This is a genomic window from Streptomyces sp. x-19, from assembly GCF_046549115.1.
GTDB classification, from domain to species: domain Bacteria; phylum Actinomycetota; class Actinomycetes; order Streptomycetales; family Streptomycetaceae; genus Streptomyces; species Streptomyces albulus_C.
Genome location: NZ_JAJPWK010000006.1, coordinates 429,650 through 446,635, shown reverse-complemented (window position 1 = coordinate 446,635; position 16,986 = coordinate 429,650). Strand labels below are relative to the sequence as shown.

Annotated in this window: 4 protein-coding genes; all 4 read left to right on the top strand. The window is 75.4% G+C overall.

Translation table 11 applies throughout. The features are described from left to right. Window positions 1-13: 13 nt before the first annotated feature. The 4 genes from ACLJT4_RS18820 to ACLJT4_RS18805 all read left to right on the top strand — a co-directional run bounded on the left by ACLJT4_RS18820 (window position 14) and on the right by ACLJT4_RS18805 (window position 16,897). Window positions 14-9,319, top strand: a complete 9,306-nt coding sequence (locus ACLJT4_RS18820) for an SDR family NAD(P)-dependent oxidoreductase (RefSeq protein ID WP_411123410.1) — start codon at window positions 14-16, stop codon at window positions 9,317-9,319. Then, a complete protein-coding gene (locus ACLJT4_RS18815; RefSeq protein ID WP_411123409.1) occupies window positions 9,316-12,921 on the top strand; it encodes an amino acid adenylation domain-containing protein in 3,606 nt (1,201 codons plus the stop codon). The genes ACLJT4_RS18820 and ACLJT4_RS18815 overlap by 4 nt, the downstream gene beginning before the upstream one ends. A 65-nt stretch (window positions 12,922-12,986) precedes the next feature. Further along, window positions 12,987-14,120 (top strand): OzmP, encoded by a 1,134-nt coding sequence (locus ACLJT4_RS18810; RefSeq protein WP_411123408.1) that lies wholly within the window; start codon window positions 12,987-12,989, stop codon window positions 14,118-14,120. 8 nt (window positions 14,121-14,128) lie between these two features. Then, complete coding sequence (locus ACLJT4_RS18805) at window positions 14,129-16,897, top strand: type I polyketide synthase (RefSeq protein WP_411123407.1); 2,769 nt, start codon at window positions 14,129-14,131, stop codon at window positions 16,895-16,897. Window positions 16,898-16,986: the final 89 nt, after the last annotated feature.

The window sequence follows — 16,986 nt, the reverse complement described above, 5'->3', positions numbered from 1 at the left end:
CGGGGATCCGTTGGTGTTCGTGGTGTCGGCGCGGGACGAGGAGCGGTTGCGGGAGTACGCCGGCCGCCTCGGGACGTTCCTGGAGCGCGAGCGGGTGGCGCTGGCCGACGTCGCGTACACGCTCCACACCGGACGCGAGCCCATGACGGAGCGGCTCGCCCTCGTCACCGCTGACGGCGCCGAACTCGTCCGCGTACTGCGGGAGTTCGCGAACGGAGGCGATCCGGAAGGGCTGCTGCGCGGCAGTGTCGCGCCGGACCGCGCACCGGAAGCGCCGCAGCCGACCGACGACCCGCACACGGCCGCCGCCCAATGGGTGCGCGGCGCCACCGACGACGTCGCGGGCCCGTGGACGGACGGACGGCGGACCCCGCTGCCCGGCTACCCGTTCGCCCGCGAGCGGCACTGGATCGCGACCGCCGACGGCACCCTGCCGGGCGGCACCCCGGCGCTGCACCCGCTGCTGGACGCCAACGACTCCACCGTCGAGGAGCAGCGGTTCCGCAAGACGCTCCGCGCCACCGACCCGCTGCTGCGCGACCACGTGATCGCCGGGCAGCCGGTACTGGCCGCGGCCGCCGCACTGGAACTGGTGCGGGCGGGCGCCGAACGGGCCAGCCGCCGGCCGCTGCGCGGCCTCTCCGACGTCGTGTGGGGCCGACCCGTCACGGTGCCGGCCGGACGCACCGAGATCGAGCTGTACGCGGCGTTCACCGCGGACGGCGAGCGGATCGCCTTTGAGGTCTACAGCGAGGCCGCCGGCGCCCGCACCACCCACCTGCGCGGGCAGGCGCACTACGGGGCGCCCGCGGCCGAGCAGGCGGACCGCACCGACCTGGCGGCGGTGCGTGAGCGCTGCACCGGGCGGCGCACCGGCGCGGAGGTCTACCGCGACTACGCGGGCGTGGGCTTCGCGTACGGCGAGAGCTTCCGGGTCATCCAGGACGTCCGCATCGGGCGCACCGAGGCGCTCGCCGAACTGGCGCTGCCGGCCGGCGCGGGCCACGGCTGCACCCTGGCACCGCAGTTGCTCGACGGGGCGCTGCGCGCCTGCCACTGGATCGACCGCGAGCAGGCGCCGCGGGCCGAAGAACTGGCCGTGCCCTTCGGCGTCGGCACGCTCACCGTCCACGACGAGCTGCCCCCGGTCTGCTACGCGCACGCCGAGGTGCTGGGACGCGGCGAGCGGCGCGACACCTGGCGCTACCGCGTCACCGTCCTCGACCCCGAAGGCCGGGTGCTGGCCCGGGTGGAGGACCTGGTGGGCCGCCTGTTCGCCGCTGCCGGCGCCTCCGACATCCCTGCCGGCGCCTCCGACACCCCTGCCGGCGCCTCCGACACCCCTGCCGGCGCACCGGCGCCGCAGCCGGTGCGCACCGCGGGCCGCGCGGCGGAGGAAATGTTCTACCGGCCCGTCTGGCACGACGCGCCGGCTCCGCGTGCGGGCCGCGCGGACCGGGCGACCCTGCTGGTCCTGACCGACCGCGCCGGCACGGCCGCGGAACTGGCCGCGGCCGGCGGGTGGCGACAGGCCGTGGAGGTCCTGCCGGGCGCCGGCTTCGAGCGCCGCGCGGCGGACCGTTACGTCCTCGACCCGGCCGAGCCGGAGCACTACCGCCGCCTCCTGCGGGAACTCGCCGCCGACCTCCCCGGCGCGAGCCGGGCCGGCCTGGACGTGGCGCACCTGTGGAGCGCCCAGGCCCCCGACGGCGGGCCGCAGGACGCCGTCGAGGGGGACCTCGCCGCGCTGCACCGACGGCGCGAGGAGGTCTTCGGGCGCGGCCTGCGCTCCGTGCTCCACCTGGTGCGCGCGGTCACCGACGCCGGTGTCGACGGGCGGGTGCGCTGCCTGTACCTCCACCCGGGCCGGGGCGCGGCCGGGGTGCCGGCGCACGAGGCCGTCGCCGGGCTGGCACTGTCGACGGCCCGCCACGCGCCGGGGATCGAGTTGTTCACCGTCCGCCACGACCCGGCCCGCGACGGGGCCCTGCCGGCCGCGGTGCTCGCCGCCGAACTCACCGCCGACGGAGCGCTCCGCGGCGCGGAGGTCCGGTACGAGGCGGGGCGGCGCAGCGTCCGCACGGTGGAGCGGGCGACCCGTCCGGCGACGCCGGCGGACGGCGCGGCACCGCTCGTCGAGGGTGGCACCTACCTGATCACCGGAGGGGCCGGGGGCGTGGGCCGCCTGCTCGCCCGGCACCTCGCCGCGCGCTACCGGGCCCGCCTGGTCCTGCTGGGACGGTCGCCGCTGCCCGACGCGGTGCGCGCCGAACTGGAGGAACTGGGCGCCCAGGTACTGGGCGTGCGCGCCGACGTGGCGGACGTCGGGCAACTGCGGGCCGCACTGATCGAGGCCCGGGGACGCTTCGGCGGGCTCGACGGGGTGTTCCACCTCGCCGGGGTGGCCGACCGGGTTCCGCTGACCGAGGTGGACGACGCCGGCTTCCGGCGGGCGCTCGCGGCCAAGGTGCAGGGCGTGGTCAACCTCGACGTGCTGACCCGCGCCGACCGGCTCGGGGTGTTCGCCGCCTTCTCGTCGGTGTCGGCGCTGTGCGGCGACTTCGGCGCGGGCAGCTACGCGGCGGCCAACCGCTTCCTGGACGCCTACCTGGCGGTGCGGGACGGCCGGGTGGCGTCCGGTGCGCGCACCGGACGCACGCTGTCCCTGGACTGGCCGCTGTGGGACGCGGGCGGCGTGGACGCCCTCGTCCAGGACGGCGAGTTGGACACCTACCAGGAGGCCACCGGCATGCTGCGGATGACGCCGCGGCAGGCGCTGGACGCCTTCGACCGGGCCTGGCAGTTCGACGCCCCCGTGCTGGTGCCGGTCCTCGGCGACCCGGAGCGGATCGCCCGCACCCTCGGCGGCGCCGCGGTGCCGCCGGCGGCTCCGCGGGCCGGTGCGCCGACGGAACCGGCCCCCGCCGCCCACCCGGCGCCCCCGGCCGCCGCGCCGACCGACGCCGAGCGGTACCTGCCGGCGGTGGTGGACCGGCTGCGCCGGACGCTGTCGGGTGTACTGAAGCTGTCCGCGGCGCAGATCGACAGCCGCACGCAGCTGGACCAGTACGGCATCGACTCCGTCATGATCATGGAGGTCAACAGCCTGCTCGGCCGGGACTTCACCGGGCTGCGCGGCACCCTGCTCTTCGAGTACCGCACCGTGCAGGACCTGGCCGGGTACCTCGTGCGCGAACACCTCGACGACGTCCGGCGGTTGGTCGGTGACCAGGGCGCGCCGACGGCGCCGACGGCCGCGGCCGCGGTGGCGGCCCCCGCCGCCGTCTCCGTACCGGTCCCGCAGCCGACGACCGCCGCCCCCGCCCCGTCCCCGCACACGCCGGACGACGACCCGATCGCCATCATCGGCATGAGCGGGCGCTACCCGCAGGCCCGCAACCTGGAGGAGTTCTGGGACAACCTCCGGCAGGGCCGGGACTGCGTGACCGAGGTCCCCGCGGACCGCTGGGACGCCGACGCGCTCTACGACCCCGACCCCGACGCGCCGGGCAAGAGCTACGGCCGGCACGGCGGGTTCCTGTCCGACGTGGACGCCTTCGACTCGCTGTTCTTCGCGCTCTCCCCGCGCCAGGCCAGGTCGATGGATCCGCAGGAGCGGCTGTTCCTCCAGACGGCCTGGTCCGCCCTGGAGGACGCCGGGTACCGCCTGGACGCGCTGCCGCGCCCGCGCTACGGCGACGAGGGGCGCGACGTGGGCGTGTTCGTCGGCGTCATGTGGGACGACTACGCCATGCTCGGCGCGGAGGAGTCCTTCAAGGGCAACCACGTGGTGGCCATGGCCAACCGGGCGTCCATCGCCAACCAGGTCTCCTACTTCGGTGACTTCCGCGGCCCCAGCGTCGTGATCGACACCGCCTGCTCGGCCTCCCTGGTCGCCCTCCACGCGGCCTGCGAGAGCCTGCGCCGCGACGAGTGCGCCTACGCCCTCGCGGGCGGCGTGAACGTCTCGGCGCACCCGCTGAAGTACGTCCACCTCAGCCGCAAGAAGATGCTCTCCACCGACGGGCGCTGCCGCTCCTTCGGCGCCGGCGGCAACGGCTACGTGCCCGGCGAGGGCGTGGGCGCCGTGGTGCTCAAGCGGCTCTCACGGGCGCTCGCCGACGGCGACCAGGTGCACGCCGTGATCCGGGCCACCGCCGTCAACCACGGCGGCCGCACCAACGGCTTCACCGTGCCGAACCCCAAGGCCCAACAGGCCCTGGTGGAGGAGGCCCTGGCCAAGGCGGGGCTGAGCGCCCGCGACATCGGCTGCATCGAGGCCCACGGCACCGGCACCGCGCTCGGCGACCCGATCGAGCACACCGGCCTGGTGGACGCGTTCGCCCGGCACACCTCCGACCGGGCGTTCTGCGCGCTGGGATCGGTCAAGTCCGTCATCGGGCACCTGGAGGGCGCCGCCGGCATCGCCGGGGTCACCAAGGCCGTGCTCCAGCTGCGCCACGGCGAGCTGGTCCCCTCGCTGCACGCCGCGGAACTCAACCCGATCATCGACTTCGCCGCGTCGCCGTTCCGCGTGCAGCGGGAGGCGGCCGAGTGGCCCAGGGAGGCGGGCCGGCCCCGCCGGGCGGGCGTCAGCTCGTTCGGCGCCGGCGGCACCAACGCCCACGTGATCCTGGAGGAGTTCGTGCCCGAACGCCGCGCGCAGAAGCCCGCCACTAGCTCCGCGGAGCTGGTCGTGCTGTCCGCCCGCGACGAGGAGCGGCTGCGGGCGTACGCCGACGAGCTGGCCGGGTTCCTGGAGCGCGCCGAGCGCCGGGGGAACGCGCCGACGCTCGCCGACGTCGCGCACACGCTCCAGACCGGCCGGGAGGCGTTCGCCGAACGGCTGGCGTTCACCGCGACCGACGTGCCCGCGGCGGCGGCCACGCTGGCGGCCTTCGCCCGCGGCGAAGCGGTCACCGGGCTCGCCCGCGGCACCGCCGGCCACCACGCGGCGCTCGCCGACCTGTTCACGCACGGCGCCGGCGGCGGCGACTTCGTCCGCGGCCTGGCCCGCGCCGGGCAGGTCGACAAGCTCGCCGGACTGTGGGTCACCGGCGTCGAACTGGACTGGGACGCGCTCGCCCTGGAGCGGACCGACCGGCCGCGCAGGGTGTCGCTGCCGACCTACCCCTTTGCCCCGGAACGCCACTGGCTGACGCGCACCCCGCCCGGCGGGCCGGCGGCACCGAGCGCCGTGACCACGACGGCCGTCACCCCGGCCGCCACGACCCCGGCCGTCGAGGCGCGCGGCGGGGAACTGCCGCTGACCCTGCGCCCCGCCGACCCGCTGGTCGCCGACCACGTCGTCAGCGGCCGGACGATCCTGCCCGGCGCCGGCTACCTCGACCTCGTCCTGGACGCCGTCGGCGCCCGCGACGGCGACCGGGTGATCGACGACGTGTACTGGCTCACCCCCGTGGTCGTGGCCGACGCGCCCGAGGAACTGGTCGTCGCGCTCCAGGAGGCGGACGGCACCCGGCGCTTCGAGGTGCGCGGCGCCCACCGCGCCGCCGGTACCGCCGCCCCGGTGCACGCCCGCGGCGTGCTGGTGCCGGCCGACCGGGCCCCCGCGCCCGCTCCGGTCGCCGTCCGCGACATCGCGGACGCCTGCCCCACCGAGCTGACCGGCGCCGAGTTCTACGCCGGCATGGACCGGCTGCGGGTCTGCTACGGGCCGTTCTTCCGACTGGTCGAGTGGGTCCGCACCGACGGTGCGCAGGCGCTGGCACGACTGCGGCTGCCCGAACGGTTCGTGCCGGGCGCCGAACGGCGCGCCCTGCACCCGGCCGTGGTCGACGCGGCCCTGCACACCGTCGCCGCCCTGCACTTCGCCTCCCGGGGCTCCGAGGACCTGCCGCTGCTGCCCTTCGCCGTCGACCGGGTGCGCAGCCACCGGCCCGTGCCGCTGACCGGCTACGCGCACATCACGCCGCTGGGCGAGAACCGTTACGACGTGGCCCTGTTGGACGACGACGGCCGGGTCTGCGTGTTCTTCTCCGGGCTGTCGGTGCGCGAGCAGAAGGACCCGCACCCCAAGTTGGCCCACCGGCCGCGCTGGGTCTCCCGACCGCACCCGGAGGACGGGCCGGCCGACGCCCGGCGGGTCCTGGTGGTCGCGCCCCGGGCCGCGGACGCCACGGCCACCGCCCTGGCCGCCGTGCACGCCGACGCCCGGGTGGACACCCTCCTGTTCGGTCCGGACGGCCCGTCGGAGGCCGAGCTGACGAGCACCTGCGGCAGCGGCGCGGACCCCGAACTCGTCTACTTCCTGGCCGGGTCGCCGGCCGGGGACGAGGCCGGTCACGCCGCCCGCGCGCAGGGCGTGCTCGCACTGCTGCGGCTCGCCACCGCGCTGTACCGGGACGGCGACGCCCGACCGCCCGCGCTGAAGGTCGTCACCACCGACGTCCACCCGCTGCGGCCCGACGAGCCGTCCCGCCCGGCGGGAGTCGCCCTCCTCGGCCTGTGCTCGGCGCTGGCCAAGGAGCACCCGGGCGCGCGGATCGCCTGCGTCGACGTACGGGCCGAGGAGGCCGCGCGGGCCGCCCGCGCCGTCGCCGCCGAACCGTTCCCCGCGCGCGTCCAGCCGGTGCTGCTGCGCGACGGCGTGCGCTACCTGCGCACCCTGGAGCGGGTGCGGCTGCCCGAACCGGCCCGGCCCCCGCTGCGCGAGCGCGGCGTCTACGCCGTCATCGGCGGCCTGGGCGTCATCGGCTTCGACACCTGCCTGCACCTGGCCCGCACCTACCGGGCCCGGCTGCTGGTGCTGGGCCGCGCCGAAGTCGACCCGGCCCGCCGCGAACGCCTCGCGCAACTGGAGGCGGCCGGCGCCGAGGTGCTGTACGTGGCGGCCGACGCCGCGGACCCCGCGGCGGTGCGCGCCGCCGTGGACCGGGCCAAGGAGCGCTTCGGCGCGCTGCACGGGGTCATCCACTCGGTCATGGACTTCGCCACCGCCCCGGTGACCGCACTGGACGCGCCCGGCCTGCACGCCGCCCTGGACTCCAAGGAGGCCACCGTGCGCGGCACCTGGGCGGCGGTCGAGCGGGAGCCGCTGGACTTCCTGCTCTTCTACTCCTCGGGGGCCGCCTTCCAGGGCGCCGCCGGACAGGGCGGGTACGCCGCCGCGTGCTGCGCCGCGGACGCCCTGGCCCTGCACCTGGCCCGCACCGCACCGTTCCCCGTCAAGGTCGTCAACTGGGGCTTCTGGCACGCCGCCGGGGTCGCCGAGCGGGAGGAGGTGCTGCGCCCGCTGGTGGCGTCGGGCGTCACGCCCCTCAGCGCCGCGGACGGCATGCGGACCGTGGAGCGGCTCCTGGACAGCCCGCTGGAGCAGGTGCTGGCCCTCCAGGCCGGCGACCGCGTCCTGGCGGCCATGGGCGTGGACGGTGCGGCCGAGGTGCGCATCCGTCCGCGTCACCTCCCGCCGCTCGTCGACCAGTTGCGTCCCGTCGTGGCGCTCGCACCGGAGGAGATCCGTCGGATCGAGTCCTACCAGCGGGCCTCCCGGGAGGCCGAGCGGCTCGCCCGCCGGCTGCTGGCCGGGGCGCTGCGGCGGATGGGCGTGCTGCGGGCCGCGGGCGAGCGGCACACCGCCGACGCACTGCGCGCACGGCTGCGGATCGCCGACCAGTACCACCGGCTGTACGCCTCCGTACTGGACATGCTCACCACCGCGGGGTACCTGCGCCGCGACGGCGACGCCCTCGTCAGCACCCCCCTGGTCGACGACCCCGAGACGCTGCGGGCCGGCCACGACCCGCACGCCGCCGCGACCGAACTCATCGCGCGCTACCCGGAGATCGAGGCCGTGGCGACGCTCCTGGCCCGCTGCCTGGAGGCGTTCCCGCAGGTGGTGACCGGCGAGCAGAGCCACATGGACGTGCTCTTCCCTGGTGGCTCCATGGACCTGGTGGTGGGCATCTACCGGGGCAGCGCGCTCAGCGACAGCTACAACGCGCTGGTGGCCCGCTCGGTCGCGGACGTCGTGCGCGAGCGGCTGGCGGTGGACCCGACGGCCCGCCTGCGGATCCTGGAGGTCGGCTCGGGCACGGGCAGCACCAGCGGGCCCGTCCTGGCGGCGCTGGCCCCGTACGCCGAGCACGTCACCTTCACCTACACCGACATCACCAGTGCGTTCGTGCGGCACGGCCGGAAGAAGTTCGCGGCCGACCACCCGTTCGCGGAGTTCACGGTCTTCGACGTGGACGCGGACCCGGTCGCCCAGGGCATCGCCCCGGACAGCTACGACGTGGTGCTGGGCACCAACGTCTTCCACGTCACCCCGTCCATCGAACACACCATGCTCGGCGTCAAGCGGTTGCTGCGCGCCGGCGGCGTGGTGCTGGCCAACGAGGGGACCGGCTTCGCCGACTTCCTGCCGCTGATCTTCGGCCTGACCAGCGGCTGGTGGCGGTACCGCGACACCGACCTGCGGATCCCCGGCTCGCCGCTGCTCACCGTCGCCAAGTGGCGCGACGTGCTGGCGGTCTGCGGATTCGACGGCACGAGCGTGCACGAACTGCCGCCGACCGCCGAGGGGCCGGTCCAGCAGAGCCTGATCGCGGCCGAGAGCGACGGCACCGTCCTGGTGCCGGGGGCGGCCGAGGCGGCCCTCACGGAGCGGGCGGCCGCCGGGCCGGCGCAACCGGCGGCGCCGGCGTCGCCCGCCGCGGTGGCCGGGGAGCCGGCGCCGGTGGACCTGGCGGCGGTCGCGCTGGGACAGGTGAAGGCCGTGTTCGCCCGCGTGCTGGAGATGACCGAGGCGCAACTCGACCCCGAGGCGCCGTTCGAGGACTACGGCATCGACTCGCTCGTGGTGCCCGAACTCAAGCAGGCGCTGGAGGCCGACTTCGGGCGGCTGCCGGCCCCGCTGCTCTTCGAGCACACGACCATCGGACGACTCGCGGACTACTTCCGCGAGCAGCACCCGCAGACCCTGGCCCGGCTGGCGGGGGCCGCCCCCGCCGCGTCCGGACCGCACCGGCCGGCGGAGGCGACGGCACCAACGGCGAACACGGCACCAACGGCGAACACGGCACCAACGGCAGGCACGGGATCAACGGCACCAATGTCTGGGTCAGCGACGCCAGCGACGCCAGCGACCATGGAGGTGCCGGCGGCAACGACGGCACCGGCCGGGACCGGTGCGCCGGCCCCGCGCCCCACGGTCCGGGAGACGCCCGTCTCCCACGGGGCCGACGGGGCGGAACTGGCCGGCGTCGTCGAGGACCTGTCCGACGAGCAGGTGGACCAGCTGCTGGGTGAGCTGCTCTCCGTGCTCGGCGGCGAGAACAACGGGGGAAGCGCGAAGTGAGCGGTACGACGAATGCGTTCAGTTGCCATCTGATCGGTGAGAACACGCTGCTGGTGTCCTGCGCCGAGCTGCTGCTCGAACGCGGCCACACGGTGCTCGGGGTGGTCTCGCCCAACCCGGACGTCCGGCAGTGGGCCGCCCAACAGGGCCTGCCCACCCGCGACTTAGGCCCGGACCTCACGGACTTCCTGTCCGCGCACCCCTTCGACCACCTCTTCAGCATCGCCAACCTGCGCATGCTGCCCGCCGAGGTGCTGGACCTGCCGCGCGGCCTGGCCGTCAACTTCCACGACGCGCTGCTGCCGGAGCACGCCGGTGTGTACGCCACCACCTGGGCGATCCTCCAGGGCGCCCGGCGCCACGGCGTCACCTGGCACGTCATGACCGAAGAGGCCGACGCCGGCGACGTCCTCGCCCAGCGCGAGGTCGAGGTCACCGCGGACGACACCAGCCACACCCTGAACGTCAAGTGCTTCGACGCCGGCGTGCAGTCCTTCGCCGAACTCGCCGACGCACTGGCCCGGGGCGAGGCGCGGCGCCGCCCGCAGGACCTGTCCGGGCGCAGCTACCACGGCCGCCACGACCGCCCCCACGGCGCCGGCCTCCTGTCCTGGACGCGGCCGGCGGCGGAGCTGTCCGCCACCGTGCGCGCCGCGGAGTTCGGCGCGCACGCCGACAACCGCTTCGGCACCGCCAAACTCGACCTCCACGGCCGGCCCGCGCTCGTGAGCGGCCTGGAAGTCCTGCCGGAGCGCTCCGGCGCGGCCGCCGGCACGGTGCTGGCGGCCGACCGGGACGGCCTCGTGGTGGCCACCGGCACCCAGGACGTGCGGCTGACCGGGCTGACCACCGCCACCGGCACCCCGCTGGACCCCGCCGCCGAGGACCTGCGCGGACGCCGACTGCCCGACCCCACCCCCGAACTCGCCGAGGCCGCGACCCGCGCCGAGGCCGCCGGCCTGCGCCACGAACGCCGCTGGGTGCGCCGGCTGGCGGCACTGGCACCCGTCGAACTGCCCGGCCGGGACGCCGCCGGGGCGCCCGCCCCCGGCGCCGCGCCCCGCACGTACCCGGTCGCGGTGCCGGACGGGGCGGCGCGGGCCGCCGCCGACGCCGGACTGCGCCGCGACGAGTGGCTGTTGGCCGGTCTGCTGGCCTTCCTCGCCCGCATCGGCGACGACGCCGGCCGCGACGTGGACCTGCGGCTCCCCGACGGGAGCACCGGGCATCCGCTCGTCGACGCCCTGCGCGCACCGCGCGTGCCGCTGCGGGTGCCGGAACTGACCCCCGGCACCGGCATGGGCGCGTTCGCCCAAGAGGTGGCGCGGCGGGTGACGGACGCCGTCCGGGCCGGCGCCTTCGGCCAGGACGTCTGGGTCCGCTACCCCCAGCTCGCCGGGCGCCGCCCGGCCGCGCTGGGCCTGCCCGTCGCGGTGGAGCTCACCGACGACCCGGCGGCCCCGCCCGCCCCGGCCCCCGGCACCGCGCTGCTGGTCCGCGTCCCGCGCGGCGCCGGCCGGGTGGAATGGGTGGTCGCCGACGGCGCGTTGGACGAGGCGACGGCCGCCTTGCTGGCCGAGCACGCCGGCGCGTTCCTGCGGGCCGCGGCCGGCCCCGCGGGCGCGGACCTGACCCGCACGCCGACCTCCTCCGACGCCCACCGCCGGCGCGCCCTGATCGACTGGAACGACACCGCCGCCGACTACCCCCGCGACCGGCCCGTCCACGCCCTCTTCGAAGAGCAGGCCCGGCGGCGGCCGGACGCGCCCGCCGTCACGGCCGGGCACACCACCCTGACCTACCGCCAACTGGACTCCCGGGCCGAGGAACTGGCGGCGCTGCTGCGCTCGCGCGGCATCGGGCCCGGCGCGCTCGTCGGGGTGTACCTGGACCGTTCGACGGACCTGGTCGCCACCTTGCTGGGCGTCATGAAGTCCGGCGCCGCGTACGTCCCCCTGGACCCGATCTACCCGCGCGAGCGCCTCGCGCACGTGCTCGCCGACACCCGCCTGCCGCTGGTCGTCAGCGAAGCGGCACTGGCCGACGGGCTGCCGGCCACCGACGCCGAGGTGCTGGTGCTGGACCGGGCCCGGCCCGACCGGGGCGCACCGGCCCAGCCCGCCGCACCCGCCCGGCCCCGGCCCGGCGACGGCCTCGCCTACGTCATCTACACCTCCGGCTCCACGGGCCGCCCCAAGGGGGTCAGGGTCGGGCACCGCGCGCTGACCAACTTCGTCTGCGCCATGGCCGGTACGCCCGGCATCACCGAGGACGACCACCTGCTCGCGGTCACCACGGTCTGCTTCGACATCGCCGGCCTGGAGCTGTACGGGCCGCTGATCCGCGGCGGGCACGTGGAACTCGCCCCGGCCGAGACGGCCGGCGACGGCTTCGCGCTGCGCGCGTTGTTGGAGCGGCGCCGGCCCACCGTGATGCAGGCGACGCCGGCGACCTGGAAGATGCTGATCGCGGCCGGGTGGACCGGCAGCCGGACGCTGCGGGTGCTGTGCGGTGGCGAGGCGCTGCCCCGGGACCTGGCCCGGGAGCTGCTGGCGCGCGGCGGACAGCTGTGGAACCTCTACGGGCCCACCGAGACCACCATCTGGTCCACGGCCGTCCGCCTGGACGACGCCGAGCGGATCGGCATCGGGCGTCCGATCGCCAACACCCGCTGCTACGTGCTGGACCGCTGGCGGCAACCGGTCGCCCCCGGCTTCCCGGGCGAGCTGTACATCGGCGGGGACGGCGTGGCCGAGGGCTACCTCGACCGCCCGGAGCAGACCGCCGAGAAGTTCGTGCCCGACCCGCTCGAACCGGCCGCGGGCGCGCTGTACCGCACCGGCGACCTCGTACGGCACCGGCCCGACGGGACGTTGGAGTACCTCGACCGGGTCGACAACCAGGTCAAGCTGCACGGCTACCGCATCGAACCCGGCGAGATCGAGGACGCGCTGCTGCGCCACCCCGCGGTCGACCGGGCGGCCGTCGTCGTGCGGGAGGACGTCCCCGGCGACCGGCGCCTGACCGGCTACGTCGTGCCGCACCGCCCCGGCATCGACCCCGCGGACCTCCGGCGCCACCTGGGGCAGGCGCTGCCCGCCTACATGGTGCCGGCCGCCTTCGTCGAACTGGACCGGCTCCCGCTCACCGCCAACGGCAAGACCGACCGCAAGGCGCTGCCGCGGCCGGCGCAGGGCCCCGCCGACGGGACGCCCGCCGCGCCCGCCGCCGGCGGCGTCGAACGGACCATCGCCCGGATCTGGCGCGAGGTGCTGAACGTCGACGCGGTCGGCGTGGAGGACAACTTCTTCGAGACCGGCGGCAATTCGCTGCTGCTGATGCAGGTCATGGCACGGCTCAAGGCCGAGGTCCACGGGCCGCTGACGCGGGTGGAGATGTTCAAGTACCCGACGGTCCGCTCGATGGCCCGGCACGTCGAACGCCAGGCCCCCGGGCCGGACCGCGGCGCCCGGACGGCCGTGGCCGCCCCGGTGGCGACGGCCGCCCGCCCCGCGCGGCGCGCACCGTCCTCGCGCGCGCCCCTGGGGGAGCTGCGACGGCGGCGCGCGGAGCGGACCCCGCGCAAGCCATCCGCCAACTAGCGCGCACCGCACGCGCATCCATCGATACGGCAATCACCGGAGCATCCGGAACGGGGAGGTCAACCATGCGTTCGTGCACCATGTGCGCCCTCAAGGAGGGGCACCCCGGCGTGACCCTCGACGACGAGGGCGTGTGCAACCTGTGCAAGCTCGACATCGCGAGCGACCTGCTGGAGAACTTCACCTACACCAACCGCGTCTACGAGGAGTTCACCGCCGCCGGACCCAATCCGCACGGCGACTACGACTGCCTGTTCATGTACAGCGGCGGCAAGGACAGCACCTACATGCTGGACAAGTTCGTCAACGAATACGGCAAGCGGGTGCTCTCCTACACCTTCGACGTGCCCTTCGAGAGCGCGCACGCCGCCGAGAACATCAAGCTCGCGCAGCAGAAGATCGACGCGACCTTCGTCCTCGACTCCGACGACGACAACATCAAGTCGATGATGCGGGAGGTCTTCAACCGGCCCGCGCCGAAGAAGCCGGGGAAGTACCTCGACGAGAAGCTGCCGTGCGTCTCCTGCCGCACCTTCTTCGTCATCCGGGCCATCCTGCACGCCGTCCGGAACAACATCCCCTACATCGCGCTGTGCGCCGACCCGCAGCAGATCCTCACCATGGAGTCCAACGTCCGCGAGATCGTGCGGGACTTCTACCAGACCTTCGGCCGGCGCTTCACCAGCGACCTCTTCCGCGGCGAGATCGAGCAGATCCTCTTCGCCGAGGACGACGAACTCCCCAAGATCGTCTTCCCGTTCATCGCCATGCGCTACGACTACGACCCCGACCGCATCGTCGCCGAACTCAAGGCCAAGGGGCTCTACGACTCCTCGCCGCTGGAGACGCACTGCACGCTGTTCCCGCTCCTGAACTACTACTCGTTCAAGAACTGGGACTGCATGTTCTACAAGCTCAACGCCTCCAGCCACAAAAGGTCGATGGCGCGGAACAAGGACTTCGACCGCTCCACCTTCAGCATCAAGTTCCCGCGGGCCGCCAACATCGCCGACATCGAAGAGCGCATGAAGCGGGTCGTGCTGGAGATCGCCGAGCACCGCGGGGACACCGCCGAGCACGAGCGCGAACTCATCGACATCTTCCGGCAGCTGGACGCCACCGAGGACGGGGCGCGGTTCGTCGCGCAGAGCTTCCTCGGCATGCGGACCGTGGCGGCCGACATGGGCATCGAGCTCTAGGAGGGGCAATGGAGCACGCGAGGGAGCAGGACCGGTCGCAGGAGACCGGGGAGTACCGGGACTCCGACGTGGCCGTCGTCGGCATGGCCTGCCGCTTTCCCGGCGCGGAATCGGTGGCGGAGTTCTGGCAGAACCTCAAGGACGGCCGGGAGACCACGACCTTCTTCACCGACGCGGAGCTGCTGGCGGCCGGCGTCGGGCCGGACGAACTGGCCGACCCCGGATACGTGCGGGCGGCGCAGCTGCTGCCGGACGTCGAGTCCTTCGACGCCGGTCACTTCAAGGTCCCCGGCGACGAGGCGGAGATCCTCGACCCGCAGCACCGGCACTTCCTGGAGTGCGCCCACCAGGCCCTGGAGGACGCCGGGTACGAACCGTCCGGCCACGACGGGCAGATCGGCGTCTTCGCCGGCGCGGGCATGAACACCTACCTGCTGCACAACCTCGCCGAGCGCTACCGCACCGCCTCCTCCGTCGGCCACTACCGGCTGATGCTGGCGAACGACAAGGACTTCCTGGCCACCCGCGTCTCCTACAAGCTCGACCTGCGCGGCCCCAGCGTCAACATCAACACCGCCTGCTCCACCTCCCTGGTCGCGGTGCACACCGCCTGCCTGAGCCTGTTCGCCGGCGAGTGCGACATGGCCCTGGCCGGCGCCGTGCACCTGCGGGTGCCGCAGACCCGGGGGTACGTCCACCAAGAGGGCATGATCTTCTCCCCGGACGGGCACTGCCGGGCCTTCGACGCCGACGCCGCGGGCACCGTCATCGGCTCCGGGGTGGGCGTCGTCGTCCTCAAGCGGCTGGTCGACGCCGTCGCGGACGGCGACACCGTGCACGCGGTGATCAAGGGCTCCGCGGTCAACAACGACGGCTCGGCGAAGACCGGCTACACCGCGCCCAGCGTGACCCGCCAGGCCGCGGTGATCGCCGAGGCGCAGGACGTCGCCGACTGCCCGCCCGAGACCATCGGTTACGTCGAGGCGCACGGGACCGGCACCCCGCTCGGCGACCCCATCGAAGTCGCCGCGCTCACCGAGGCGTTCGGGGACGCCGGCGGCCCCGGCAGCTGCGCGCTGGGCTCGGTCAAGACCAACGTGGGCCACCTCGACACCGCGGCCGGCATGGCGGGCCTGATCAAGACCGTGCTGATGCTGCGCGAGGGCACCCTCGTCCCCAGCCTCAACTTCCGCGCCCCCAACCCCGACATCGACTTCGCCGCCGGCCCGTTCGCCGTGCACACCGAACTGTCCGCCTGGGAGACCGGCGGGCGACCGCGCCGCGCCGGCGTGAGCTCCTTCGGCATCGGCGGGACCAACGCCCACGTCGTCCTGGAGGAGCCGGTGCCCCCGGCCCCGGCGGCCCGCCCGCGCGGCGCCGAACTGCTGGTGCTGTCGGCCCGCACCGGCGCCGCCCTGGACCGCGCCACCGGCAACCTCGCCCGTTACCTCAGGAACGCCCCCGACGCCGACCTGAGCGCGATCGCCCACACGCTGGCCGCCGGCCGGGCCGCGCTCCCGCACCGCCGCGCGGCGGTCTGCCGGGACACCGGCGACGGCGCGTTCACCCTGGCCATCCTCGACCCCGAGCAGGTCGCCACCCACGAGGCGGAGGAGGGCCGGGACACCGCAGCCCTGGTGCTCGGCGGCGGCGTCGCGGGACCGGCCACCGGTCCCGGCGCCGTCGAGCTCTACCGCGACCTGCCGGAGTTCCGCGCCGCCGTCGACGCCTGCGCCACCGCACTGGAACTGCCCGCCGTCACCGGCCCCGAAGCGCTGCTGACCACCGGCGACGGGGTGGCCGACTTCGTCCTGCAGTACGCGCTGGCCCGCGTCTGGGAGAGCTGGGGCGTCACCTGGGGCGCGCTGATCGGCTCGGGCCCGGGGCAGGCCGTCGCCGGGGCACTGGCCGGGGTGCTGACGCTGCCGGACGCGCTGGAGCTGGCCCGGGCGCACGACGCGGGGGAGTCCCCGACCGTGCCGCCGAGCCGACTCGCCCCCGCCGCCCTGCCGTTGGCCGTCGGCGGGGAGGCGCGCTGGTTGGAGCCGCAGGAGGCGGCCGACCCCGCCTTCTGGGCCAAGCCGCCGGCCGCCGAGGCCGACCCGCGGGCCCTGGAGGCGCTGCTGGCCGAGGCCGGCATGCTGGCCGTCGACGCGGTACCGGCCGGCGCCCCGGACGCCACCGCCCTCGAAGCGCTGCTGCACGCCCTGGGGGAGGTCTGGACCCGTGGTGTCGCGGTGGACTGGCAGGCCAGGTACCCCGCGGAGCTGGCGCGCCGGGTGCCGCTGCCCACCTACCCCTTCGAGCGCACCCGGCACTGGGTCGAGCCGCCGGCCGCACCCGCGCCGTCGGCCGGCACCGCGGCGCCCGCCGCACCCGCGCCCGCCGCACCGGCCGGGGGCGCGACGCTGCGGCCGCGCATCGAGGCCGCGGACGCCGCGGAGCAGCGCCGGATCATCCAGGACTACGTCCGCACGCAGGTGGCGACGGTGCTCGGCCGGGGCGACGACGACCTGCCGGACCTGGACCGGAACCTGTTCGACATGGACGTGGACTCGCTGATCCTCATCGACATCACGGCGCGGCTCGGGACCGAGCTGGGCCGGCCGGTGCCCTCGTCCTCGTTCATCGAGTACCCCACCATCCGCGCCTTCACCGACCACCTCGTCGGCAGCTGGCACGAGGGCGGGGAACCGGGGGGCGACGGCGTCGAGGGCGCCGCGCCGCCGCGGCGGACCTCGCGCCGCGCCGCGGCCGGGGTCAGACGGCGGGGCTGACGTGTGACGGCGGGGCCGGCACAGCAAGGACATGCGGTACCCGAGGACCGCCCGGACCGGGCGGCCCGGGCAGACCGGGCGGTACACGG